The following is a 23,457-nucleotide window of genomic DNA, read 5'->3' as shown; positions in this document are numbered from 1 at the left end:
GCGGTACGCAGCTGTTCCTGGGCCGCTTTAGGGCCAATGGTGACCGCAACGACTTCGGTGGCCACGCCCTTCTCTTTCAGGCGCACGGCTTCTTCCACGGCGATTTCGCAGAAGGGGTTCATGGCCATTTTGACGTTGGTCAGGTCAACGTCGGAGTGATCCGCCTTGACGCGAATCTTGACGTTGTAATCGATGACGCGTTTAACCGCGACAAGAATTTTCATAGAGACATACTCCTTTTTCACAGCCGCATGTTATGCAAGCGGCTGGTTCGGCTTACGCTGCATAGTTTATGCTGCAAAATAATATTTATTTTGCATAGCGAAACTTCATTTCAATATATAAACACCTTAAAAAATTGTTCAGTGTAAATCAAGTGTTTGCTCAGTCTTGCCGCAAACTAAAAAGGTGACCAAATAAACCACATGGCTAATATGGGAATGGCGGCCGTTAGAAATTTTCCGTTCCAGCGATAGCCTATGTGTGTAGCCGACACGCCTGTAAACCGCGAAAGGATCAGCATGGAAGCCGTCATCGGCGATGACATTAACGCCAGCGCCCATCCCACCATTAATGAAGCACCGATCATTGGCGGCGAAAGCCCTTCAATAGCTAAAGAAGGCAGCAAGCCCACGAGCAAGGTAACCGTGACGATGGGATTAATGCCTAGCTGGGCCAGCCCCACGACCATAAGCATGGCGATAACAGCGTTGAATGCCCCCCACTGATTCAGAATGCTCAATAAAGGTGCCAACTGATGAACATCCATCAGGCCGACACATAAATGCCCGAGGTAACCTGCCGCTCCCAGCACCACAATTTCATTGGCACTTGGAGAAAGCAGCCATGGTAACTGACGGTGCACGGCGCTAATGGCAGCAGGCACCCCTGCATAACCAAGCCGACGTCGCTGCCAGGCAAGCCAGATAAGTGCCCCTAGGGGCGCGCCTAATAGCGCTGCGATAGGCAAGCGCAACGTTAATAACCAAGCAATGAAAAAGACCAGTGTGACGATGCCAAACAGCAGCCCACTGAACTGTGCCAACGGCTGCAGTGATGGAAAAGGGGAAAGAGATAACGCCCTGCGCCTACCGGCAGCGGGGTGTGGTCCCGTCAGGAAATCAACGACCCAGCCTGTCAAAAAAATTAATACGGCTGCTCCCAGAATATAGGGGGCCAGTTCAAGCCAGGTAATCTGAGGAAGGCTTGAGAGTACCACAGCGACACCGATACCCATTGGCGAGATCAGCGGCGCCAGCGAAAAGCCTCGTAAAAGTCCTAGCATCATACGCCGCTGGCGAGCCTCACGGACCCAGGTGCGCCCTTGCGCAGCTTCTAGGGTATTACTCTTTTCGATCATGCCAGCAAACAGGTTAAGCACGCCGATATTGAGAATGATGCCAAATAGCGCCGAGCCCAGCGACAAAATAGGATAGCGGCGGCTTGGAGGCTGCAATAGCATACATTGCCCACAGCGGCGCACCAGGCGTGAACGATAAGCCGGTAAACGCAACATGCTGAGCGCCACGACAAAGGTGGCAAAGAATGCAAAACGACTTCCTGCTTCAAATAACAGTAAAGCGGGCATTGGGGCACGCCACAGGGCGATCAGGCTTAGCGCCCCGGCTGCAAACAGTAGGCCTTTGGCCATTGTCGTCAGCTGCCCGCCAAGTGTCAGCAGATAAAGCAGTAACGCGCCTACGCCAATGGCTTGGCCCAGATTACTGCCTATCACCAGGTGGGCAAGCGTTGAACATGTAACGACCAGCAGTAAAGAGACCCGCAGGCGGGCTAATCTCACTCGCCGGGCTCCCCTGATGTTTCCTCAGGTACTCCTTCAGGTGATTCGCTACCGCTGCGACGCCGAAATGAACCTTCTCCAATAGCGACTAGATTCCCTTGGGCATCTCTTATTTCGCCACTGGACATATACGTTTTCTGCCCACCGCCACGTAATGTTCCCGTGGCCGTCAATACGCCCTTGCGGGCGGGGCCTACAAACGTGGTGGTTAACGACAGCGTCATTCCCTTACGGATATTGTCAGGGACGCTGCAGTGCAAGCCTGCCAAGCTTAGAGCGCTATCCAACATGGAGGCCAAGACCCCACCGTGAACATTGTCACTACGATTAAGGTGTTTGGGCTCGATCGTCAATTCGATAACGGCGCGGTCCGGCTGCCATTCAACAACCCGCATACCCAGCAAGTCGTGATAACCCATTAACACATCTATGTTTTCAGCCTGGCTCATAAGGCCTTCTCCTGCTGAGCTAAATCCCGCAGCCGCCCCTTAAGTATTTTGCCGCTGGCGGTGGAAGGTAACGCGTCCATCAATACGATTTGGGTAGGCCTTTTGTAGGGCGCTAGCCGTTCGGCAATAAACGCCTTTAACTCTGCCATGTCCAATTCCACTCCCGGCTCACACTGAACAAACGCCACGACTTCCTCATTACCGGCAACCTGACGCCCCACCACAGCGGTTAGCGTGACCGCGGGGTGCTCGTTAATGACCGCTTCAACGTCAGGTGGATAGATATTGAACCCTGAACGGATAATCAGCTCCTTGCTACGCCCGACAATATACAGCTGGTCTTCATGATCGAGCCTGGCGATATCCCCCGTGTTGAGCCAACCATCATCGGTGAGCGTGGCTCGGGTAGCATCAGGCTGGCGAAAGTAACCTTTCATGATATTAGGCCCGCGCACCCACAGCTCGCCCACTTCATCACCGGGCTTCTCCGGTGCTCCGCTATCGCCAAGAGGCTCCAGGCGGTACTCCAGTAATGGAAGCACCCGGCCTACGGTGCTGCTGGTATGACGATCATCAATGCGCGTTTGGCTGATGGTAGGACTAGCTTCGGTCAAGCCGTAGCCATTATGCAGTGTTAAACCAAAAGCGGCTTCTACCCGCGTTTTGGTGTCACTATCCAAGGGCGAGCCGCCTGCCGAGATATAAATCAGCTCGGGCGCCTCCAGCGGGCACCGCTCGCGTTTCAAAAATTCCAGCGCACGGGCATACATCGCGGGCACCCCTTGAAGAACGGTAATTCGTTCTTGTTTTAAGGTGGTAAGCAAATGGGCGGCATCAAAACGCGGCACGGTATAAAGGCAGGCACCGTTATACAGCGACCCCATACACACCGATGAAAGACCAAACACGTGGGACATGGGCAGTACTCCGTAAACACGCTGCCCCTCGCTCAAATGGCGCATACCGCCTGAGATAGATGCGATATAAAGAATACCCCGATGGGTCAGCATGACGCCCTTGGGCGTGCCGGTTGTCCCCGAGGTATAGATCATCGCCGCTACTTGCTCGGCACCGCTTGCACAAACCGGCTCTGGATCGCTGTCATACAGCGGTGAAATCGCAAGCCCACCCAGCTGAGGATGCTGATAGCGATCAGCAGCGTGTCGTTCGGCATGCTGACATGACTCGGGGGAGGCTTCACAGGTATAAAAAACGCGCTTTGGCAGGCAATTGTTTTGGATAAGGTCGACTTCTTGTGCCGATAACCGCGAGTTGACGATAGCCACCCATACGTCCATTTCGCTGGCCGCGAGCAGCAAAACCACTAAAGCCCGACAGTTTTCACCTACGGTCATGATGCGGTCGCCTGGGCGAATACCCAATTCGGCAAGCCAGCGACAGGCAGCTTTTATCTCATGCCCAAGCTCAGCGTAGCTCCAGCGTACATCGCCATCCACAATCGCTGAATGGTCAGCCAAGCGTTGTGCGTTCTCAAGCACGCGTGTGCTCAGTCGATCAGGAATTTCTGCCACCAGCTCACTGGCGAGACGCCCAAAAATCTGCTCATCCGGCGCTTGATAAGGTACCGACAAAGCCATCAGGATGCCTCCCGCACCATATTACGGGCGATCACCAGCTGTTGAATTTGCGTGGTACCTTCGTAGATACGGAATAACCGCACATCGCGGTAGAAGCGCTCCACCGCGTATTCAGACATGTAGCCTGCTCCCCCATGAACCTGCACGGCGCGGTCAGCTACACGGCCTACCATTTCAGAACAGAACAACTTGCAGCAAGAAGCCAGTGTCGAGACGTTTTCGCCATCATCCTTGCGCCGTGCGGCATCCATCACCATGGCCCTGCCCGCATAGGCTTCGGTCTTACTATCGGCCAGCATCGCCTGAACCAGCTGGTGCTCAGCAAGCGCGGCACCAAACTGCTTACGTTCCATGGTATAGCGCAGCGACTCTTCTACCAGGCGCTCGGCCACCCCGACGCATACTGCCGAAATATGCAGCCGCCCTCGATCCAACACTTTCATGGCCGTTTTGAAGCCCTGGCCCTCTTTGCCGCCAATAATATTCTCGGCAGGTACACGACAGTTATCAAAAATGATATCGCAGGTGTGTGCGCCCTTCTGACCCATTTTATTGTCTGCCGGGCCACGTATTAAACCGGGCGTATTCCCCTCGACAATAAACGCGGATATGCCGCCTGCGCCTTTGTTTTCCGGGTTAGTGCGTGCCATTACGGTAAACAGGTCGGCTTCAGGCCCGTTGGTAATATAGCGTTTGGTCCCGTTCAAGATATAGTGATCACCATCGCGCACAGCGGTAGTACGCAGGCTGGCAGCATCAGAGCCTGAATCCGGCTCAGTGAGACAAAATGAGCTAAGGATCTCGCCCGTCGCCAAGCGGGGGACGTATCTGGCTTTTTGCTCCTCGGTGCCATCAATCAAAATGCCCTGAGCACCAATACCGTTATTGGTACCAAATACAGAACGAAAAGCAGGCGACGTTTTACCAATTTCCATCGCCACCAGCGCCTCTTCCTCCATGGTCAGTCCAAGGCCACCATAGGCTTCCGGGATCGATAGACCGAACAGCCCCATCTCTTTCATTTCCGCAAGCAGTTCTGGTGGCACCGCATCCTCTTCAGCCAGACGCGCCTCGTTGGGAATTAGACGTTCACGAACAAAACGGGCGATAGTATCGACAAGCTGATTAATCAGTTCGGGATCACGAATCATGACGGCTCCTGGCGGTAAAAAAATTCTTATCGTTAGAAGTAGAGCTTAATAAAAAGGGCTACCAAGTAGCGTTAACAGTGGCATGAGCAATTGATTTCGCCATGCGGAATTAACGCCCACATTGCTTGTCAGGCACTTTTGCATAGCCTAGGATGGCAGTCAATAAACGAAATGCTATTTTGCATTGCAAAACTATAAACTAAAACAACCGTTACTTTTGAGAAAGGATTTGGCCTATGACTAACACGTCAACCCCTTCCCCATTCACCACGCTGGGTATTGTCGGCACTGGCGCCATGGGGCGTGGCATCGCTCAGCTGGCGGCCCAGGCAGGCCTTGATGTCATGCTCTTCGATGTAAAAGAAGGTGCCGTGGAGGAAGCCAGAGCCTTTGTTAACGGCTTATGGCAAAGAAGCGCTGACAAGCAGCGCATTACTACTCAGCAGGCCAGCCAATATAGTGAGCGACTGATAAAGGCAGATGAGCTAAGCGCACTCGCTCCCTGCGATATCGTCATTGAAGCTATTGTCGAAAGGCTGGAAGCCAAGCAGGGCCTTTTCAGCGACCTGGAAGCTATCGTCAGTCAGCAGGCCGTGTTAGCCACCAACACGTCATCGCTGTCGGTAACTGCCATTGCTGCCGCCTGCCAATACCCAGAACGGGTCATTGGGTTTCACTTTTTCAACCCTGTGCCGCTCATGAAAATCGCGGAAGTGATTCCTGGGCTGCGTACTTCAAATGAGGTTGTCCAGCGAGTTAATGCCCTAGGCAAGGCCATGGGGCATTTTACGGCCCAGGCAACCGATACACCGGGATTTCTGGTCAACCATGCCGGTCGCGCCTTCGGCACTGAAGCCCTGCGCATTTTAGGTGAAAGTGTGACAAACCCAGCCACCATTGACCGGATCATGGTGGATCAGGGCGGATTTCGAATGGGGCCATTTACCTTGCTGGATCTCACCGGCCTGGATGTATCTCATGCGGTAATGGAGTCGGTATACCAGCAGTATTATGAAGAGCCGCGCTTTCGCCCTTCCCCCTTGACACGCCAACGTTTGGCTGCGGGCCTGCTGGGCCGCAAAACCGGCGAAGGCTTTTATCGCTATATTGAAGGCCAGCAGCAGATACCGGAGGAGCCGGCCATTGTCCCAGCATCTCCTTGCCCGGTATGGATCAGTCGGGAAGACCCCGAAAGTGCTGATGCACTGGCTGCGTTGGTAAACGCGGCGGGTTGGCCTCTGGAGACTGGCGCAAGGCCTACTGACCAAGCACTTTGCCTGCTTACCCCCTTCGGTGAAGATGCCACTACCTGCGCACTACGCCAGAAGCTGGATGCCAAGCAGTGCGTAGCTGTCGACATGCTGGCCGGGCTTGATAAACGCCGCAGCCTGATGGCAACCCCGCTGACTCAATCCCATATCGTTGATGCCGCTTGTAGCCTGCTTCATCACGACGGCACGCCGGTAAGCCGCCTACAGGACAGCAATGGTTTTGTTCTTCAGCGGGTTATTGCCAGCATCGTCAACGTGGGTGCCGATATTGCCCAGCAAGGGGTAGCTGACCCGGCCACTATCGACCGGGCCGTTGAGCTTGGCTTGGGTTATCCCTTCGGCCCGCTGCGCATGGGTGACCATTACGGCACCACGCGCATCATGACTATCCTCAACAACCTGCTTGAGGCCACTGGCGACCCGCGTTATCGCCCCAGCCCCTGGCTGCGCCGCCGTGCCGCACTGCACATGCCCTTGACCGTGGCTTGAAATATGACGGGCAAGATCTACTGCGCATAAGAACAAACACTAATCTGGAGAATCCACATGCAAGACGCCTACATTTACGACGGCTTACGTACTCCCTTTGGGCGCCACGGTGGGAGTTTGGCAGCCATTCGACCTGATGAATTGCTGGGCCTGACGTTAAAAGCGCTGGTAGCGCGTAATCCTTTCGCGCCAGAAAGCTATGAAGAGGTGCTGGCAGGCTGCACGAACCAGGCAGGAGAAGACTCGCGTAACGTGGCCCGTCACGCTGCGCTACTGGCAGGTTTACCCATTGATGTAGCAGGGCAAACCGTTAATCGCCTGTGTGGCAGCGGCCTTGCGGCGATGATGGATGCTGCCCGTGCGGCCCGGTTAGGCGAAGGCGAACTTTTCCTGGCGGGCGGCGTGGAATCCATGTCGCGTGCGCCCTATGTACTCGGCAAGGCAGATTCCCCCTATGCCCGTAACCAAGTCATGTATGATACGGTTATCGGCTCACGTTTTCCCAACCCATGGATTGCCAAAGAGTACGGTAGCCACAGCATGCCGGAAACGGCTGACAACATTGCCCTCGATCTGAACATTGGCCGTGAGGCCAGCGACGCCTTTGCAGCCCGGTCTCAGACGCGCTATGCCAAGGCACTGGCGTCCGGTTTTTATGAGGGTGAGATGTTTGGCGTTGAGGTTCCTCAAGGGCGTAAACAGCCGCCTTTATTGGTTGATAAAGACGAGCATCCTCGCCCGCAGAGCACAGAAGACAAGCTGGCCAAGCTAGGCGCGCTGTTTGAGGGTGGTGTTGTTACCGCCGGGAATGCCTCGGGCCTGAACGATGGCGCCGCCGCCCTGATTGTGGGCACCCAGGCCGCCGGTGAACGTGCGGGTGTGGCCCCTCGCGCGCGTATCGTGGCCAGCGCCGTTGCCGGCGTCGCGCCGCGCGTCATGGGTCTAGGTCCAGTACCCGCCTCGCAAAAGGCGCTGGCACGCGCCGGCCTTTCCCTTGCACAAATGGATGTCATTGAAATCAACGAAGCATTTGCCGTGCAGGTACTTGGCTGCGTCCAACAGCTTGGCCTCTCGCAAGATGACACCCGTTTGAATGCCAACGGCGGCGCTATCGCCATTGGCCATCCGCTGGGTGCTTCCGGGGCACGTCTGGTGCTGACCGCACTGCGCCAGTTAGAAGCCACCGGCGGGCGCTATGCGCTGGTCACCATGTGCATTGGCGTTGGCCAAGGTATCGCGACAGTAATCGAGCGCCTGGATAGTTGATGCCTTTGCGTTGATGGTTTGAAAGCTGCGGCTAAGTAGATATGCGATACTGCACGCCATAAGCCACTTATTGTTGGGATATTGAATGCAACCCACCGACACTGAAGCTGACGACCCGCAGCTACCTGGAAAAGATCGTAACTTTGTGACCGCGCTGGCGCGCGGTCTGGAGTTGCTGCGCGCCTTTGGGGCTGGTGAAGAGTATCTGGGCAATGCCGAACTCTCTAACCGTACGAGCATTCCCCGCCCGACGGTCTCGCGCCTCACCTATACCCTTACCCAGCTTGGCTATCTGCAGCACAACACCCATCTGGAGAAATATCGGCTAGGGCCAGGCGTACTAGCGCTTGGCTATCGCTTTCTCGCCAACATGGGGATTCGTGAAATTGCGCGTCCCCATCTGCAGAAATTTGCCGAAGCTACCGACTGCAACGTGAGCCTTGGCGGCGCGGACCGCAGCGATATGGTGTATCTCGAAACCTGCCATGGCAGTGGCCCGCTTATTATTCGTCTAGACGTTGGCTCGCGCTTACCCATTGCGACCTCTGCCATTGGCCGGGCCTGGCTATGCGGCTTGTCCGACTCCCGCCGTCAGCAGCTATTAAACGAGCTGGCAGAGTTTCATGGCAAGGAGTGGCCCGCCCTTGAAGCCGGCATCAAGCAGAGCATGGAAGATTATGCCCATTACGGATTCTGTTTATCCGAGCAGGATTGGCAACGTGATATCAGTGCCGTGGCGATGCCTCTTATTCTAGAAGATGGCGCTGAAGTCATGGCAATTAACTGCGGAGGCTCAAGTTTACGCCTGGATCGCGATCGTCTGGTTAATAATCTTGGCCCTCGGCTTAAAGAAGTTGCTGTCCAAATCAAGCAGGAATTAGCGCCAAAATATCGCTTAATGCGCTGAGACTACTTTATCAACCTTCCCCTAACGCTCGTTTGAATGCATCATAGACGCTATACAGAGACAGGCGTATAGGAGCAGGGATGCCAAGCGAATGGATTACGCGGCAGGATGAAAAACTCGTATTAAAGGGTGAGTGGACACTCACCCATTACCAGAAGCTTAAAGACGCTTGTGCCCCTTATTTAGAAACTCAGTCAGACGATATATCGCTGGTCGATATTGAGCGCCTGGATACCGCAGGCGCCATATTGTTGATTGATATTATCGGACCTGAAAAAGCCCAAACGGTTAATGACTGGGCGGGCGAGCTTCCTAAAGAGCAGCAGGCACTTTTAACGCGCATTGCCGAGGCCATGGAAGCGCCTTTGGACGTTGGTCAGCAGAATCCAAGACGAATAACCAATGCGCTGGCTAACATTGGTGAATACATGGTCCGGTTATGGTTGCAACAGCGCCAGCTATTAGGCTTTATCGGTCTGGTGCTTGCCACCCTGTCGCACACTCTGTTACGGCCACGCCACTGGCGCTTAACCGCGACCGTTGCCCACATCCAGCAAAGCGGTCTGAATGCGGTTCCTATCGTTGCTCTACTGACCTTCATGGTAGGTGCGGTGGTCGCGTTTCTGGGCGCGACTGTGCTGGAAGATTTTGGCGCTACCGTTTATACCATCGATCTTGTGGCCTTTTCATTTCTGCGCGAGTTTGGCGTCCTGTTGGCCGCCATCTTATTGGCGGGGCGCACAGCAAGTGCCTTTACCGCACAGCTTGGGGCGATGAAATCTAACGAGGAGATCGATGCCTTGCAAGCCCAGGGCCTTAACCCCATTGAACTTCTGGTCCTGCCCCGCGTCATGGCCCTGCTTGTCAGTCTGCCCTTACTTGCTTTTGTGGGAATGATCAGTGGTCTAGTGGGGGGCGCTCTAGTGGCGGTGCTATCCCTGGATATTTCGCTTGGTCAGTTCATGACCACTTTGCAGAAAGATGTGTCGGTGGTGCATTTCCTGGTAGGGCTAAGCAAAGCACCTGTGTTTGCCTTTGTGATTGCCGTTATCGGCTGCCTGGAAGGCTTCAAGGTCAGCGGCAGCGCCCAGTCGGTAGGTACGCATACCACCTCAAGCGTTGTGCAGTCCATCTTCATGGTGATCTTGATTGACGCCCTTGCCGCGCTCTTTTTCATGGAGATGGGCTGGTGAGCAACGAAGATCCTAAAACCTCATCTCAGTATAATGCTCAGCCCGCCCCGGCTATCAAGGTACGTAGTCTGGAAAACCGCTTTGGCGAGCACGTGGTGCATGAATCACTGGATCTTGATCTGCTAAGCGGCGAAATACTCGGTGTGGTGGGTGGCTCGGGTACGGGCAAGTCAGTACTGTTACGCAGTATTGTGGGCTTAAAACGCCCGGATGGGGGCAGCATTGAGGTGCTGGGCACCAACCTGAGCGAACTCAGCGACAAGGAGCGTAGCCAGGTGGAGCGCCGGTTTGGTGTTCTCTTTCAGCAAGGCGCGCTATTCAGCTCGCTCAACTTGCAGGAGAACGTCGCCCTACCGCTGATTGAGCATGCCAAGCTTGCCAGGGAAGATGCTGAGCGCATTGCCCGAGTAAAGCTTTCACTGGTGGGGCTTGAGCCGGAAGCGGCCTTGCAGTACCCCGATTCGCTCTCTGGTGGCATGATCAAACGCGCCGCCCTCGCCCGCGCGTTGGCGCTGGACCCGGACATCTTGTTTCTCGATGAACCCACCGCCGGGCTTGACCCCATCGGCGCGGCTGCCTTTGATCAGCTGCTCGTCACGCTCCGGGATGCTCTGGGTTTTAGCGTCTTTCTGGTAACCCATGATCTGGACACGCTTTATGCTGCCTGCGACAGGGTTGCCGTGCTTTCTCAAAAGCGTGTTCTGGTGGTGGATACCATCGGCAACGTCGCCCAAACCGATGATGAATGGATTCAGGATTACTTTCATGGACCTCGCGGCCGTGCCGCTGAGCAGTCCGCCGCCACGTTTTCAACATCCAAGCCCAAGGAGTGAGTAGCACATGGAAACGCGCGCTCATCACGTTTTAATAGGTTTATTTACGGTATTAACCGCCGCTGCCGCCCTGCTGTTTGCGCTATGGATGAGCCAAGCCGCAGGGCAGCGTGACTATCAGGCTTATCGCATCCTGTTCGAGCGCAGCGTCAGCGGGCTTTCGGTTGGCAGTACCGTGCAATATAACGGCATTGAAGTGGGTGATGTGACGAAGCTCACCCTAGACCCGACGGATCCACGCCAGGTGATTGTCAGAATCCGGGTGGTGGACGATACGCCAGTCAAGATGGATACACGCGCCAAGCTTGCGTTTGCCAGCATTACCGGCAGCATGTCGGTGCAGCTTCACAGTGGCACACCGGAAAGCCCGCGTTTAATCGATCAGACCAATGATGAGGCGCCGTTCATTCGCGCTGACCCTTCTCCTATCGCCACCCTCTTTGAGGAAGGCGAGGAATTGATCGACAACATCAACGCCATCATGCAAAACGTCAACGAGCTGTTTAATGACGATAACCGTGAAAACGCCGGTAGCATCCTGACCAATGTGGCCCAGATTACCGAGATGATTGCCTCTCAACAGCAGGCGCTGGATGAAAACATGGCATTGTTTGGTGATGCGTCGCGTCAGGCAACCGCCACACTTAAAAGTATTGATGGACTTAGCCAGGAGGCGACCCGACTGCTCAAGCAGGATGGTCAGCAGGTCATGCAGAGTACTGCCGATGCCAGCCGTGATGTGGCGCGCGCCGCTCAGCGAATCGAGCAGCTGGTTAATCAAAATGCAGGGGCGGTCGAGAGCACTCTGCAGGGAACACGCGATATAGCACCGGCGCTTTCCGCGCTACGTTCCACGCTGAATACGCTAGACCGTATTACCCGCCAGCTGGAAGAGAGCCCCAGAGACTTTTTACTGGGCCGTGATCAGGTAGAGGAGTTTCGTCCATGAGTATGCGTCCCTTTTTTATCCTATTGATCTTATTGGTGCTGTTAACCAGCACGGGGTGTTCGATACTGCCTGAAAACGACCCGCCATCGCTTTACCGCTTGCCTGCATCTGCGCCTTCTTCCCACGAGGCTTCCCATCAGGGAGTTATGTCGACCACTTCAACGAAACGCTTAGGCGTGGCTAGCCCTGAGGCCGGTTACCTGTTGAGCAGCAACCGAATAGTGGTATATCCCGAAAATACACAGGTCAGCGTCTATGAAGGTGCTCGCTGGCATGAGGATACGCCGGATCTTATTCAGGCGCGCCTGATAGAGGGATTACAGCAAAGCGCACTTTTTGAAAGTGTGGGCAGTGATCATTTGCCGTCTGATCTATTGCTGCTCAGCGAGCTGCGTCACTTTCAAAGTGAGTATGATAATGGCTGGCCTCGCGCGGTCATTCAGCTGGATGTGCAGCTGGTTGAGGCCGACTCGCGCGCCCCACTCGCCTCAGAAAGCTTCAGGACGACCAGCCAAGCTTCTGATGTGGAAATACCCGCCGTGGTGGATGCATTCGGGCGCGCCAGCGATACCCTGGTTGAAAAACTTACCGCCTGGCTTGCAGCGCACTCTAATCGCGAATACACACGTTTCACTTCGCAGTAGTAGACGCTGCCGCTTTTCTGATGTGCTCCCGCGGGTCGCGGGGGTAAAAACGCTCCGGCTGGCGTTCTAGGTGGGTAAAAAAGCGCGTGTCCTTGTAGGGCATCTTCATGAAGCCTGACACCCCAAGTCCTTCGATTTGGTTCACGCGGACCAAGATACTGTCGAGCAGAGTACGAAATTCGCTCTCCTTGGCTGGATCCAGCAGTCGGTAATAGCTGTGAATCTTGAGATGCTGAGGAAGCGCTTCGAAAATGATCATGCCAGTATGATGGATCTCATTAAGCTGCCGTAAAAGCCCCATGATTGACCCCGGTAGTATAAGAAGCTCCTCGGGGTCTGGCCCATCCTCAAAGTAGCTATGCAAACGAGTACGATTTTCAAGTTCGGGCATCGCACTAAGCTCATAGCCAATGCTCATCGTGGGATCGGGATAAAAGGATACTTCAGGCGAGGCCCGCTCCAGATGCAGGGTTTGGCGGGCATTGAACAGGCAGCTTTTGAATACCCCTTGGCGATGAATTGCCCGGGCCAGGTGCACCATATTGTTCACGGCCTCAATAAAGGCTGGCTTCAGACTCGGGTCGTGAAGGTTCAACGATGAATCAATATAGATACCCTCACGCTCCCAGCGCACAGCCAGCCCCCCCACCACGGGATATTTCCCCAACCGGCTAACCGAGGCTAGAAACGCCTTTTCAGTTTCACCCATCCCCTGCATAAACTGCTTGTAGTAGCGATCCAGCTGGACATCGTTGACGTCATTCAGGGTTTCCTGAGCATCGGCTTCCCTTAAAAAGGCCTTACGCGAGCTGTAGACGACCGTATCTATTTCTTGGCGGGCAGAGCGTGCCCATACCGGCACCAGCGGCGCCGGTGGGGCAACTGGCAGATCAATCATGACGGCGCGGGCCATACGCGGCATGGCCTGCAGGAAGTAATCACCAGCTTTGCACCTTACCTGCGGGTCGGGGTCGAGCATGCCATCCAAGGTACGAGCAAACTCCACCGGCAAGCCCAGCGAACTGGCAGGAATAGCCCGATGCCCAAATCGGCAGGACTGAGCAGAAGCCAATGCATACAGCGTGCCGGCAACGCCCTGCTCGTCAAACCGCGGTGAAGACAACGCACCATTGAGCTGCTCTTCGCCGATGAAGTACACATCTCCTAGCCGGGCATTGGTTTGTTGCAGGTTATCCGACATCAGTTCCATCACATTGACGCCGATAAACTGAAGCCTGGCATCCAACTGGGCAAATACCGATGAGCCCCAGTCGATCAGGGCAACCGATTCTGTTGCCGGGTCAAAGACCAAGTTGGAAGGTTTGATATCGCCGTGTACTACCGGCCGGGATTTAGGGCCGGTTTCCTGGCGCAGAGCGACGAGGAGTTCGGCAAGCTGTCGGGCAATACAGATGATCAAGCGTGGCGAAAGGCGACCCTCTTTCAGCGACACCTGCTCCAAGTTCCAACCGGGTGCGCGCTCCATCACCAGAATGGACTGCCCTCGAGCACGCTGATAGGTAATCAAACGGGGAATGCGTGGGTGCGAGACCTGATCCAGCATGAACGCCTCTTCTTCGAGGCGCTCCTGCAAGTGGGTCGGTAGCGTAATACGGGAGAACTTGAAGACATAATGAGCTGCGGTACTGCCCGCCGAGGTACTCCCGGCAAAGACAAAACCGTAGGCGCCCTTTCCAATCAGCTCGATGTCCTGATACCCCAGTTGGGCAAGCTGCGCCTGGCAAAGTGCTACCCAATCCTTGAGCTTCTGCGCGTCCTGGTGATTCAGCAGATAGACCGACTGCTCCTCGGGTATATAGAACTGCTGTAACGGCGCCTGTGGCATGGTGATTAGGACAGATGAAGCAGCATGGTTTCGGGGGCCTCCAGAAATCCCTTCCAAGTGTTACAAAACCGCGCAATGGTCCCACCATCAATAAAACGGTGATCCCCGGCCCAAGTAATTGTCATGATAGCGCGCCGCTGAACCACCCCTTGGTCATCAAAACGCGGCAGCCACTGGCTTTTACCGAGCGCGACAATAGCGGCTTCTGGGGCATTGATAATGGGTGCCGCATAAGTGCCCCCTAAAGCACCAATATTGGAGATGCTGATGGTACCGCCTGTAAGGTCGGCCTGGTTCACACGCCCCTCACGGGCGGCAGCGGTTAAACGACCTACCTCGCGGGCGATTTCCAAAAGCGTCAGGTGCTCTACACCTTTGATATTGGGCACCATCAAACCTGCTTTTCCGTCTACCGCCATCCCGATATTGCACTGAGGGTAATAAAGAAGCTCATCGCCCGCCTCGTTTAACCGGGCGTTAAGGATGGGATGTTCGGCAAGGGCCAATGCCAGCGCCTTCATGAAAAACGGCATCAGTGTTAGCCGTTCACCTAGGGCGTCAACCTGAGGCTTCAAGCGCTCGCGCAGCGCCAAAAGTTCGGTGACATCAACCTCTTCACCGTAATGGAAGTGCGGAATGGTAGTAGCAGACTCAACCATCCGCTTGGCCATGACGGCGCGCACGCCCCGTAAGGGCTCAACCCGGGGGGCGGATACTGAACCACTGACATCGGCGCCGGAGGATACAGTAACAGCAGGTGAAGAGATGCTCTGCGCCTCAACATGCGCGAGCACATCCTCTTTAAGCACCCGGCCATTCTTGCCGCTACCGGCGATGGCGGTTAGTGACACGCCATGTTCGCGCACCAAACGACGCACGGCTGGGCTTGCCGGCACCTTGCCATGGGCACTCGTCGTATGAGAAGGCGGGCTGGCTGGCGTTGTTTGATTCAGCTCAACGGGCGTTTCTGCTTCCCGGACGGGAGATGTTTCGGGCTTTTCCTGGGTGACTGGCGCACCCTCTTCGCCTTGTGCCTGATAGGCGTATAGCGGTGCATGCACTTTGGCAATTTGCCCTTGAGCAACATACAGTTGGGTGATGACTCCCGCTTCAGGCGCGGTGATTTCCACCAGCGCTTTATCTGTCATCACCTCGACAATGGGCTGGTCTTCTTCAATGGCATCGCCTTGGGCAACCCGCCACTCCACTACTTCACATTCGACAATGCCTTCGCCAATATCCGGCAATTTAAAATCGCTCATTGTTCTTCTCCTTGCGCTAAAAATTAACGCTTTCGCGAATCGCTTCAAAAATTTTCAGGTGATCGGGCAAATACTCTTTTTCCAATGCGAGAGGAAAAGGCGTATCCAGCCCGGTTACCCGCCTAATCGGCGATTCCAGGTAGAGAAAACAACGCTCTTGAATGGTCGCAGCTATTTCACCGGCAAAGCCACCGGTCAGTGGTGCCTCATGGCTAACCACCAGACGACCTGTCTTGAGGACGGACTCAACAACAGTATCGGCATCCCAGGGTAGCAGGGAGCGCAGGTCAATCACTTCGCAGGCAATACCCTGCTCTTCGGCAAGTTCCACAGCCTTGCCGATCACTTCCATTTGAGCCCCCCAGCCCACGACGGTGATATCACTGCCCTCTTTGATAACTTCAGCCTCGCCCAAGCGAAGCTGGTAATCCTCTTCGGGCACTTCCCCTACAGCGGCGCGATAAAGCCGCTTGGGTTCCAGGAAGAGGACCGGATCAGGGTCACGAATAGCCGCTAAAAGTAACCCTTTAGCCTGGTAGGGATTACGCGGCACCACCACTTTCAAGCCAGGCGTATGCGTGAAGTAGGCTTCAGGCGATTGGGAATGGTACAGGCCACCGGCGATTCCCCCACCGTAGGGTGTGCGGATGGTCAGCCCACCTACATTGAACAGGTCACCCGAGCGATAACGGTACTTGGCGGTTTCATTCACGATCTGATCAAAGGCAGGAAAGATATAGTCGGCAAATTGAATTTCCGCTACGGGTACCGAACCTTGGGCAGCAAGGCCATTGGCGAAACCGATAATGCCCTGCTCTACCAGCGGCGTATTGAAGCAGCGTGTTTTGCCATATTTTTCTTGAAGATGGCTTGTAGCGCGGAAGACTCCGCCAAAAATACCCACGTCTTCGCCAAAGCAGATGACTTTTTCGTCTTCGGCCATGGCAATATCCAGCGCATTATTGATCGCCTGCAACATATTCATGGTGGGCATGTTACGCATCTCCCTGCGAGTCAATATGGGTCTCAACGTCTAGATCCAGAGATCGCGCGCCCCGCGGGTAGGCATCCGGATAGCGGCGGATATGCTTTTTCAACTGATCAAACTGGCGCTGAAGCTCAGGGGTAACATCGGCGTAGACATCGCTCACCAGACTTTCCAACGGCGGAGAGACACGTTTCTCCGCGCGCTTCATGGTATCCAGCACTTCCCGGCGCAACGATTCCTGCTGCTGGGTTTCCTCTTCTTCGCTCCACCAGCCTCTTTTTAACAGCCACTTCTGCATACGCAGCACGGGGTCTTTAAGCCGCCAAGTCTCTTCCTCGCTTTTCAGCCGGTATCCCGACGGGTCGTCTGAGGACGAGTGGGCGGCAAGCCGGTAGGTCATGGCTTCAATAAGCACGGGCTGGTTGTGTTCAACCGCGATTTGGCGCGCCTGACGTACGGCTTCATAGACCGCCAGCACATCGTTGCCGTCCACACGCAGAACGTGCATGTGATAGCCAAATGCGCGTGGCGCAATACCGTCGGCGGCAAACTGCTCGACTGCCGGAGTGGAAATGGCATAGCCATTGTTGCGGCAGAAAAAGATGACCGGCACCTTATGTACCGAGGCCATGTTCAGCGCGGCATGGAAATCCCCCTCAGACGCCGCTCCTTCACCAAAGAAGGTCAGCGTACAAAGGCCATCACCTGCCAGTTTCTGGCCGTAGGCGTAGCCCGTCGCCTGAGGAATCTGAGTTGCCAAAGGCGAGGAAATCGTCATGTAGTGGAGCTTGCGCGAGCCATAATGGACCGGCATCTGCCGCCCCTTGCCATAATCCAGCTCATTGCCAAACAGCTGATTCATGAACTCATCAATGGAGAAACCGCGATACATCAGCGCACCTTGCTCGCGGTACTGGGCCATGATCATATCGGCATCGTTCAAGGCGGCGGTGGCTCCGATAACAGCCGCTTCCTCGCCCATGCACTGCATGTAGAAACTGAGTCGTCCCTGGCGCTGGGCCGCCATCATCCGCTCATCAAGAATACGCGTGGCCAGCATTGCCTGATAAAGCCTGCGCGCATGTTCACGCTCAAGCGGTGGCTCTGTAGCGCCGCTGTAAAGCTCGCCTTCTGCGTCAAGCAGACTGAAGGTAGCAATAGAAAGTTCATCGCCGGTCATGAAGACCGGCTGGTGTACGTGGTTCGTCATCATTATTATCCTTGTTTTACCCCTTTTGAGGGCAGTGTTGTTCGTGATGACCGTTTATGCCAGTGGATTTATCTGGTTTGAGTCAACGCAACTACTGCGACGATAACGCAGCACAAGGACTTTAGGGATACCACTTAAGACGAATAGATCAGGTAGATAAAGACCTGATTGGGAGGACTTACCAGCAAGATAGCTGGGCCCAAGTTCTTAATATCAGGCCCTAAGAATGAACGTTTTGAAGACGTACACTCAAGATAAACGCTGAGGAGAAGACAGCCGTTGGCGTAACCTCCCTTGCAGCCCATCAAACAAACTATCAATGGTCAAGGCGAGCAAGGCAATAATCAGCGCGCCCTGCGTCACATAGGCCATGTTGCCATTGATGATGCCGGCAATAATCGGGTCGCCCAGGTTGCTGGCACCAACGGTGGCACCAAGCGCTGCGGTTGCAATATTGATCGTCACCGAGGTACGTATACCGGCCAGTATGACTGGCGCGGCTAGGGGCAGCTCCACCTGATAGAGCGTTTGTAGTGGCGTCATCCCCATGGCGCGGGAAGCCACCTTGATTTCTTCATTCACATCCTGCAGCCCCGCCAGTGTATTGCGCACAATAGGCAACAGGCCATAAAGCATTAACGCTATGATAATCGGCAGCGTGCCGAACCCAAGGACCGGCACGGCAAGCGCCAGTACGGCGACCGGCGGAAAGGTTTGGCCCAAGGACGCCAGCTGCGCCACCAGCGGCAAAAAGTCGCGACCTTTTTTGCGCGTGACGGCAATCCCTGCACCTACGCCAAAGAAAATAGTGACCAAGGCGGCTATCCCCACCACCAAGAGGTGGCGCCCAAGCAGCTCATAAAACTGGGCGCGCTGGTAGATAACCTGTCTGGCATCCGGCTCCAGCCAGCGAAAAAGCCCTTCTGCGTGTGCAATACCCACAACGCAGACAACGAGCAGCAAGCCCCAGATTAATGAGCGTATCCATAGGCGTCTATCCGCGTGCTGATCGCTATGCTTCACGCATGCTCCCTTTTTCCAGCTGAGCTTCCTTGACGATTTTACGCAGCGACAACTCACCGATCGGCACATCGTGCTGATCGACAACGGCGAGGCGGTCGGTATGATCGCGCAGCATCATGGAAAGTGCCTGGCGCAGAGAAAAGTCGGCCGAAATACGATACTGCGAAGGCAAGGTAGGCCCCAGAGATGACATATGGTCTTTTACACGCGTCAATGCCGCCTGCTTCAGACCGCGTTCAAGCCCGCCCAGCAGAGATTCCACGAAGGGATCCTTGGGATGCTGCAAAAGCGCCAGCGGCGTACCCTGCTGCACAATCAAGCCGTCACGCATCACCACCAGGTGATCGGCAAGTTTCAGCGCTTCATCCATATCGTGGGTAACAAATACCACTGTTTTATGCAGACGCCCCTGAAGGCTCGCCAGCTCATCCTGAAGCTTGATACGGGTAATCGGGTCAAGCGCCCCGAAGGGCTCATCCATCAATAAAATATCCGGATCGGCAGCCAGGGCGCGAGCCACACCCACGCGTTGCGCCTGTCCGCCGGAAAGCTGGTGAGGATACTTGTGGGCAAACTCCTCAATGGGCAGGCCAAGCAGCGCCATCAGCTCTTCCACGCGCGTTTGTATATCGTCAGCCGGCCATTTGAGCAACCGGGGAACCAAGCCGATATTGCGCGCTACTGTCCAATGCGGAAATAAGCCGGTGCTTTGTATGACATAGCCTATACGGCGGCGCAGCTTGACCGGGTCGTAAGCTTCAAGCGCTTGGCCATCCAGGATGATATCTCCGCTGCTACGCTCAATCAGGCGGTTGATCATACGCAATGTGGTTGACTTTCCACAGCCCGAGGTGCCTACCAGCGCGCAAAACTTGCCCTTGGCCACCTTGAGGTTGATGGCATCTACGGCGGTTTCATCACCAAATCGCTTGGATACCTGTGAAAGCTCAATCATTGAATGCCTCCGGGGCGCAGTGCCTCTGCCAGCGCTCCCAGGGCGGCATCCACTAATAGGGCCAGTACGAGAATAGGTAGTGCACCAAGTAGCACCATATCCATAGCAGCCTGCCCCAATCCTTGAAATATAAACGTGCCCAATCCACCGGCACCGATCAATGCCGCCACCGCCGTCAGGCCAATTGCCTGAACAGTCGTAATGCGTACCCCTTCAAGTAACACCGGCAACGCCAGCGGCAAGCGTACCTGCCAGAACTGCTGGCCACGCCGCATTCCCATGGCAGTGGCTGCTTCCAGGGTATCAGGGCTTACCTGTTCCAGCGCAATATAGGTATTACGTACCATGGGCAGCAGGCTGTAAGCCACCAGGGCGATCAGCGCAGGTGTATTGCCAATACCACTAACACCTACTTGCGCTAGCACCGGCACGTTGGCGGCCAGCCAGGCAAGTGGCGCCAGTAGCAGACCAAATAGTGCCAGGCTGGGTATGGTCTGTAGAAAATTGAGCACCGCAAACGCACTTTTTTGCAACCGTTTAAAACGGCGCATCAGCATGGCAAGCAGTCCCCCCAGTACAATACTTACACCCACGGCCACGCCTACCAAGACAATATGCTGGCCCACCGCGCGCATAAATTGCCGATCACGCGCCTTGAACTCCTGAACCAATGCCAGGTCGTCCAGCCAAAGAGAGGCACACAACCACCATAGAAGCCCGACTCCCGCGAGGAGCAGTCCCGGCAAGAGGCGCGTCAGAGCAAGCCGCAAACGCAGCTCGATCAAGCACAGCAGTAAGATAAACAGTATTAGCCAGTAGCTGGCCCCTATTCCCAAACGTGCCTGGGGTAATGCCGGGTCTATCAGAAAATAACTGGCCACCATCAGGCCAAACGGCATAAGCGCCAGCAGCAAAACCACCGCGCCCAAGGCCGCTGCATAGTTGGTGCGGCCTGGCTGACAAGCCAGGCCGCCGATAGCCAATATCAGAAGAGACGCCAAGAACGCTCCTGGTAAGCCGATTGCCCCCAGCACACCGACACCCGTGCCTTGAACAATGCGGTTAGGCGCCACGCTAACGGCATCCAGCCCCCAAAGTACTGCCAGCATCACGATACTCATGCTGACTAAAACAGCATTAGGGTACCCACCACGCCTTAATTTAGGCGTGGGTAGCGCATCCAGAAGCGACATTAATTAGTTATCCAAACTGTCTAGATAGTTGTTGGCTACTTGATCGGCCGATAAACCGTTAACCGCCACATTGGCATTGAGTTCTTGCAGCGTTAGCTCATCGAGAGTTGAAAAGACATCACGAAGCAAAGGTTCAATGTCGGGGTAGGCTTCAAGCACGCTATCGCGTACTACCGGCGCAGGCTGGTAAACCGGCTGCACGCCTTTGGTATCTTCAAGCACTACCAGGCCTAGAGCGCTCAGGCCACCGTCAGTGCCGTAAGTCATTGCCCCATTCACCCCACTGGTTTGCTGGGCCGCGGCACGCATTGTGGCAGCAGTATTACCACCGGAAAGCACTAACAGCTGGTCATCGCTCAGTTTAAACCCATAAGCCTGTTGAAACGCTGGCAGCGCCTGGGCAGATTCAACAAACTCGGCACTCGCGGCAAACTTGAACTCCCCTCCGTCGGCAATATAGGCCGCCAGGTCATCCAGCGTTTTCAGGTCATGCTCGCTTGCCACGTCCTCGCGGATACTCATTGCCCAGGTATTGTTAGCACTGGCCGGGGTTAACCACATCAAGCCGTTTTGGGCATCGAGCTCGCGCACCGTTTGATAAGCCTGCTCAGGATTCTTCCATACATCGCTGTCGGCCATATCAAAGAAAAAAGCGCCGTTGCCGGTGTATTCGGGATATAGATCAATTTCACCCGCACTTAGCGCGGTCCGTACGACATTGGTTGCCCCTAACTGGAGGCGGTCTTCGGTCGGGATACCATTGCGTTCAAGTGTCTGAATGATCAGCTCACCCAGCACAGCGCCTTCGGTATCAATTTTGGAAGCGACCACCACCGGGTCATTGGCGTTTGCAGTCGATAACGTCACAAGCGACAGACTGACGACAGAGAGTAGAGGTTTGAGTGTAAAGCGCATCTGGGCAATCCTTTAGTAGACGTCTTTTCTGGAAGGATATTGCAAGTATAAGAGGCATTTAAGGGGCTGCCAGACGCCACCTGTAGGCGCCTGGCAGTCATGCCCTTACTGAATGGCTTCGATGACCCAGGTAGTTCCTTCCCTGGAGTCCTTGAGAATAATCCCCAGGGCGGCCAGCTCATCACGAATAGCGTCAGCCTGAGCAAAGTCCTTATTGGCTTTTGCCGCTTGGCGCTGGGCAATTTTTTCTTCAATCACCGCTTCGCTTAGCGCTACACCTTGCTGTTGTGAGCCTTTCAGAAAGATTTGCGGCGACTGCTGAAGAAGGCCCAGCACACCAGCAAACTGTTTAAGCGCCGCCGCCAGGGGCAAGGCATTATCTGGCGCCTCGCTCTTGGCTCGGTTCACTTCCCGCGCTAATTCAAAGAGTACCGCGAGCGCTTCCGGCGTGTTGAAGTCGTCATCCATGGCGGTCGTAAAACGTTCGCGATAAGTGTCAGCCACGTCATTGGTCTGACCGGAACTATCGCTCGCCACGCCTTCCAGCGCCGTATAGAGACGTGTCAAGGATTTACGCGCTTCAACCAGCGAATCCACCGAGTAATTGATCGCACTGCGATAGTGGCTGGCCACTAACAGATAGCGCACCACTTCAGGGTCATGCTCGGCCAGCACATCTCGAATGGTGAAGAAGTTACCCAGGGATTTGGACATCTTCTCCTGATTTACGCGTACCGCACCGGCGTGCATCCATGTGTTGACGTAGGTTTTACCCGTGGCCGCCTCTGACTGAGCAATTTCGTTTTCATGATGAGGAAAGGTCAGATCAGGCCCGCCGCCATGAATATCGAAGGTATCACCTAGGCAGCAGGTCGACATCGCCGAGCATTCAATGTGCCAGCCGGGCCGCCCGTTACCCCAGGGCGATGGCCAGTGTGCCTCGCCCGGCTTGGCGGACTTCCAGAGTACGAAATCCAGCGGGTCCTCTTTATGGACATCCACCTCAACGCGTGCACCTGAGCGCATATCATCAAGCTGACGGTTGTTGAGCTTGCCGTAGTCGGCGAACCTGCGCACCCGGTAGTACACGTCGCCGTTCTCGGCCGGATAGGCAAACCCTTTCTCGATCAAGGTTTCAATCATGGCAACGATGTCGCCAATATGCCCCGTTGCCCGGGGCTCCTGGCTCGGCGGCAGCACGTTCAGGCGCGCCTCGTCCTCATGCATGGCATCAATCATACGCTCAGTCAGCGCGGTGATGCTTTCACCATTCTCGTCAGCGCGTTTGAGGATCTTGTCGTCAATATCCGTAATGTTGCGCACATAGGTCACGTCATAGCCACGATGGCGTAGATAGCGGGTAATCACATCAAACGCCACCATGACGCGGGCGTGGCCAAGGTGACAATAGTCATACACCGTCATGCCGCAGACATACATGCTTACCTTACCCGCGACCAGCGGCGTAAATGGTTCCTTGCGACGTGTCAGCGTATTGTAAATTTGCATATGAC

The 23,457-nt window shown here is 55.2% G+C and carries 21 protein-coding genes; 7 read left to right on the top strand and 14 right to left on the bottom strand.

Annotation, left to right across the window (positions count from 1 at the left end; translation table 11 throughout):
* From ELY38_RS15290 to ELY38_RS15270, 5 genes are all read right to left on the bottom strand, one after another.
* Window positions 1-224: electron transfer flavoprotein subunit beta/FixA family protein (locus ELY38_RS15290; protein ID WP_422822340.1), on the bottom strand; the 224-nt coding region annotated here is incomplete at its 3' end.
* Window positions 225-400: 176 nt separating this feature from the next.
* Entirely contained in the window at window positions 401-1,801 is a 1,401-nt protein-coding gene (locus tag ELY38_RS15285; protein ID WP_127063099.1) for a hypothetical protein, read from the bottom strand.
* Entirely contained in the window at window positions 1,798-2,250 is a 453-nt protein-coding gene (locus ELY38_RS15280) for a PaaI family thioesterase (RefSeq protein ID WP_127063098.1), read from the bottom strand. Before ELY38_RS15280 ends, ELY38_RS15285 begins: the two co-directional genes overlap by 4 nt.
* Complete coding sequence (locus ELY38_RS15275; protein WP_127063097.1) at window positions 2,247-3,848, bottom strand: class I adenylate-forming enzyme family protein; 1,602 nt, start codon at window positions 3,846-3,848, stop codon at window positions 2,247-2,249. Before ELY38_RS15275 ends, ELY38_RS15280 begins: the two co-directional genes overlap by 4 nt.
* Window positions 3,848-4,999 (bottom strand): acyl-CoA dehydrogenase family protein, encoded by a 1,152-nt coding sequence (locus tag ELY38_RS15270; RefSeq protein WP_127063096.1) that lies wholly within the window; start codon window positions 4,997-4,999, stop codon window positions 3,848-3,850. Before ELY38_RS15270 ends, ELY38_RS15275 begins: the two co-directional genes overlap by 1 nt.
* Before the next feature lie 236 nt (window positions 5,000-5,235).
* Here ELY38_RS15270 and ELY38_RS15265 point away from each other — a divergent pair, with 236 nt between their 5' ends.
* The 7 genes from ELY38_RS15265 (at window position 5,236) to ELY38_RS15235 (ending at window position 12,551) form a co-directional block, all read left to right on the top strand.
* Window positions 5,236-6,759, top strand: coding sequence for a 3-hydroxyacyl-CoA dehydrogenase (locus tag ELY38_RS15265; protein ID WP_127063095.1), 1,524 nt, complete (start codon window positions 5,236-5,238; stop codon window positions 6,757-6,759).
* A 57-nt stretch (window positions 6,760-6,816) separates the two neighbouring features.
* On the top strand, window positions 6,817-8,025 hold the full coding sequence (locus tag ELY38_RS15260) for a 3-oxoadipyl-CoA thiolase (RefSeq protein ID WP_127063094.1): 1,209 nt from the start codon (window positions 6,817-6,819) through the stop codon (window positions 8,023-8,025).
* Between the two features lie 85 nt (window positions 8,026-8,110).
* Entirely contained in the window at window positions 8,111-8,932 is an 822-nt protein-coding gene (locus ELY38_RS15255) for an IclR family transcriptional regulator (RefSeq protein WP_127063093.1), read from the top strand.
* An 80-nt stretch (window positions 8,933-9,012) separates the two neighbouring features.
* Entirely contained in the window at window positions 9,013-10,125 is a 1,113-nt protein-coding gene (locus ELY38_RS15250) for an MlaE family ABC transporter permease (RefSeq protein WP_127063092.1), read from the top strand.
* Entirely contained in the window at window positions 10,122-10,958 is an 837-nt protein-coding gene (locus tag ELY38_RS15245; RefSeq protein ID WP_185859000.1) for an ABC transporter ATP-binding protein, read from the top strand. Before ELY38_RS15250 ends, ELY38_RS15245 begins: the two co-directional genes overlap by 4 nt.
* Window positions 10,959-10,965: 7 nt before the next feature.
* Complete coding sequence (locus tag ELY38_RS15240) at window positions 10,966-11,907, top strand: MlaD family protein (protein ID WP_127063090.1); 942 nt, start codon at window positions 10,966-10,968, stop codon at window positions 11,905-11,907.
* A complete protein-coding gene (locus ELY38_RS15235) occupies window positions 11,904-12,551 on the top strand; it encodes an ABC-type transport auxiliary lipoprotein family protein (protein WP_127063089.1) in 648 nt (215 codons plus the stop codon). The genes ELY38_RS15240 and ELY38_RS15235 overlap by 4 nt, the downstream gene beginning before the upstream one ends.
* On the opposite strand, the gene ELY38_RS15230 is transcribed toward ELY38_RS15235, so the two are convergent.
* The 9 genes from ELY38_RS15230 to cysS all read right to left on the bottom strand — a co-directional run bounded on the left by ELY38_RS15230 (window position 12,538) and on the right by cysS (window position 23,452).
* Window positions 12,538-14,397 carry a protein kinase domain-containing protein gene (locus tag ELY38_RS15230; protein ID WP_127063088.1) on the bottom strand — a complete coding sequence of 620 codons (1,860 nt, stop codon included), beginning with the start codon at window positions 14,395-14,397 and terminating at the stop codon, window positions 12,538-12,540. The two genes, ELY38_RS15235 and ELY38_RS15230, sit on opposite strands and share 14 nt — an antisense overlap.
* A 5-nt stretch (window positions 14,398-14,402) precedes the next feature.
* Entirely contained in the window at window positions 14,403-15,659 is a 1,257-nt protein-coding gene (locus tag ELY38_RS15225) for a 2-oxo acid dehydrogenase subunit E2 (protein WP_127063087.1), read from the bottom strand.
* A gap of 16 nt (window positions 15,660-15,675) precedes the next feature.
* Window positions 15,676-16,653 (bottom strand): alpha-ketoacid dehydrogenase subunit beta, encoded by a 978-nt coding sequence (locus ELY38_RS15220; protein WP_127063086.1) that lies wholly within the window; start codon window positions 16,651-16,653, stop codon window positions 15,676-15,678.
* 1 nt (window position 16,654) lies between these two features.
* Entirely contained in the window at window positions 16,655-17,857 is a 1,203-nt protein-coding gene (locus ELY38_RS15215) for a thiamine pyrophosphate-dependent dehydrogenase E1 component subunit alpha (protein WP_127063085.1), read from the bottom strand.
* 249 nt (window positions 17,858-18,106) lie between these two features.
* Window positions 18,107-18,880, bottom strand: a complete 774-nt coding sequence (locus ELY38_RS15210) for an ABC transporter permease (protein ID WP_246009160.1) — start codon at window positions 18,878-18,880, stop codon at window positions 18,107-18,109.
* Window positions 18,870-19,835: an ABC transporter ATP-binding protein gene (locus ELY38_RS15205; RefSeq protein WP_127063083.1), complete on the bottom strand. Its 966-nt coding sequence runs from the start codon at window positions 19,833-19,835 to the stop codon at window positions 18,870-18,872. The genes ELY38_RS15210 and ELY38_RS15205 overlap by 11 nt, the downstream gene beginning before the upstream one ends.
* The gene (locus tag ELY38_RS15200; RefSeq protein ID WP_127063082.1) at window positions 19,832-21,028 is read right to left on the bottom strand and encodes an ABC transporter permease; all 1,197 of its coding nucleotides are present in this window, start codon (window positions 21,026-21,028) and stop codon (window positions 19,832-19,834) included. Before ELY38_RS15200 ends, ELY38_RS15205 begins: the two co-directional genes overlap by 4 nt.
* A 3-nt stretch (window positions 21,029-21,031) precedes the next feature.
* Window positions 21,032-21,943 (bottom strand): glycine betaine ABC transporter substrate-binding protein OsmF, encoded by a 912-nt coding sequence (gene osmF / locus ELY38_RS15195; RefSeq protein WP_127063081.1) that lies wholly within the window; start codon window positions 21,941-21,943, stop codon window positions 21,032-21,034.
* A 105-nt stretch (window positions 21,944-22,048) separates the two neighbouring features.
* Complete coding sequence (gene cysS / locus ELY38_RS15190) at window positions 22,049-23,452, bottom strand: cysteine--tRNA ligase (protein WP_127063080.1); 1,404 nt, start codon at window positions 23,450-23,452, stop codon at window positions 22,049-22,051.
* Window positions 23,453-23,457 lie beyond the last annotated feature (5 nt).

This window comes from Vreelandella nanhaiensis (genome assembly GCF_003990185.1).
Taxonomy (GTDB): Bacteria; Pseudomonadota; Gammaproteobacteria; order Pseudomonadales; family Halomonadaceae; genus Vreelandella; species Vreelandella nanhaiensis.
This window is presented reverse-complemented; position numbering and strand designations above follow the sequence as displayed.

What these genes read in the sequence shown, in the direction of transcription:
- ELY38_RS15280 (WP_127063098.1), bottom strand. Translation starts at nt 2,250, where the DNA reads ATGAGCCAGGCTGAAAACATAGATGTGTTAATGGGTTATCACGACTTG.
- ELY38_RS15275 (WP_127063097.1), bottom strand. Translation starts at nt 3,848, where the DNA reads ATGGCTTTGTCGGTACCTTATCAAGCGCCGGATGAGCAGATTTTTGGG.
- ELY38_RS15270 (WP_127063096.1), bottom strand. Translation starts at nt 4,999, where the DNA reads ATGATTCGTGATCCCGAACTGATTAATCAGCTTGTCGATACTATCGCC.
- ELY38_RS15265 (WP_127063095.1), top strand. Translation starts at nt 5,236, where the DNA reads ATGACTAACACGTCAACCCCTTCCCCATTCACCACGCTGGGTATTGTC.
- ELY38_RS15260 (WP_127063094.1), top strand. Translation starts at nt 6,817, where the DNA reads ATGCAAGACGCCTACATTTACGACGGCTTACGTACTCCCTTTGGGCGC.
- ELY38_RS15255 (WP_127063093.1), top strand. Translation starts at nt 8,111, where the DNA reads ATGCAACCCACCGACACTGAAGCTGACGACCCGCAGCTACCTGGAAAA.
- ELY38_RS15250 (WP_127063092.1), top strand. Translation starts at nt 9,013, where the DNA reads ATGCCAAGCGAATGGATTACGCGGCAGGATGAAAAACTCGTATTAAAG.
- ELY38_RS15240 (WP_127063090.1), top strand. Translation starts at nt 10,966, where the DNA reads ATGGAAACGCGCGCTCATCACGTTTTAATAGGTTTATTTACGGTATTA.
- ELY38_RS15235 (WP_127063089.1), top strand. Translation starts at nt 11,904, where the DNA reads ATGAGTATGCGTCCCTTTTTTATCCTATTGATCTTATTGGTGCTGTTA.
- ELY38_RS15230 (WP_127063088.1), bottom strand. Translation starts at nt 14,397, where the DNA reads ATGCCACAGGCGCCGTTACAGCAGTTCTATATACCCGAGGAGCAGTCG.
- ELY38_RS15225 (WP_127063087.1), bottom strand. Translation starts at nt 15,659, where the DNA reads ATGAGCGATTTTAAATTGCCGGATATTGGCGAAGGCATTGTCGAATGT.
- ELY38_RS15220 (WP_127063086.1), bottom strand. Translation starts at nt 16,653, where the DNA reads ATGCCCACCATGAATATGTTGCAGGCGATCAATAATGCGCTGGATATT.
- ELY38_RS15215 (WP_127063085.1), bottom strand. Translation starts at nt 17,857, where the DNA reads ATGACGAACCACGTACACCAGCCGGTCTTCATGACCGGCGATGAACTT.
- ELY38_RS15205 (WP_127063083.1), bottom strand. Translation starts at nt 19,835, where the DNA reads ATGATTGAGCTTTCACAGGTATCCAAGCGATTTGGTGATGAAACCGCC.
- ELY38_RS15200 (WP_127063082.1), bottom strand. Translation starts at nt 21,028, where the DNA reads ATGTCGCTTCTGGATGCGCTACCCACGCCTAAATTAAGGCGTGGTGGG.
- osmF (WP_127063081.1), bottom strand. Translation starts at nt 21,943, where the DNA reads ATGCGCTTTACACTCAAACCTCTACTCTCTGTCGTCAGTCTGTCGCTT.
- cysS (WP_127063080.1), bottom strand. Translation starts at nt 23,452, where the DNA reads ATGCAAATTTACAATACGCTGACACGTCGCAAGGAACCATTTACGCCG.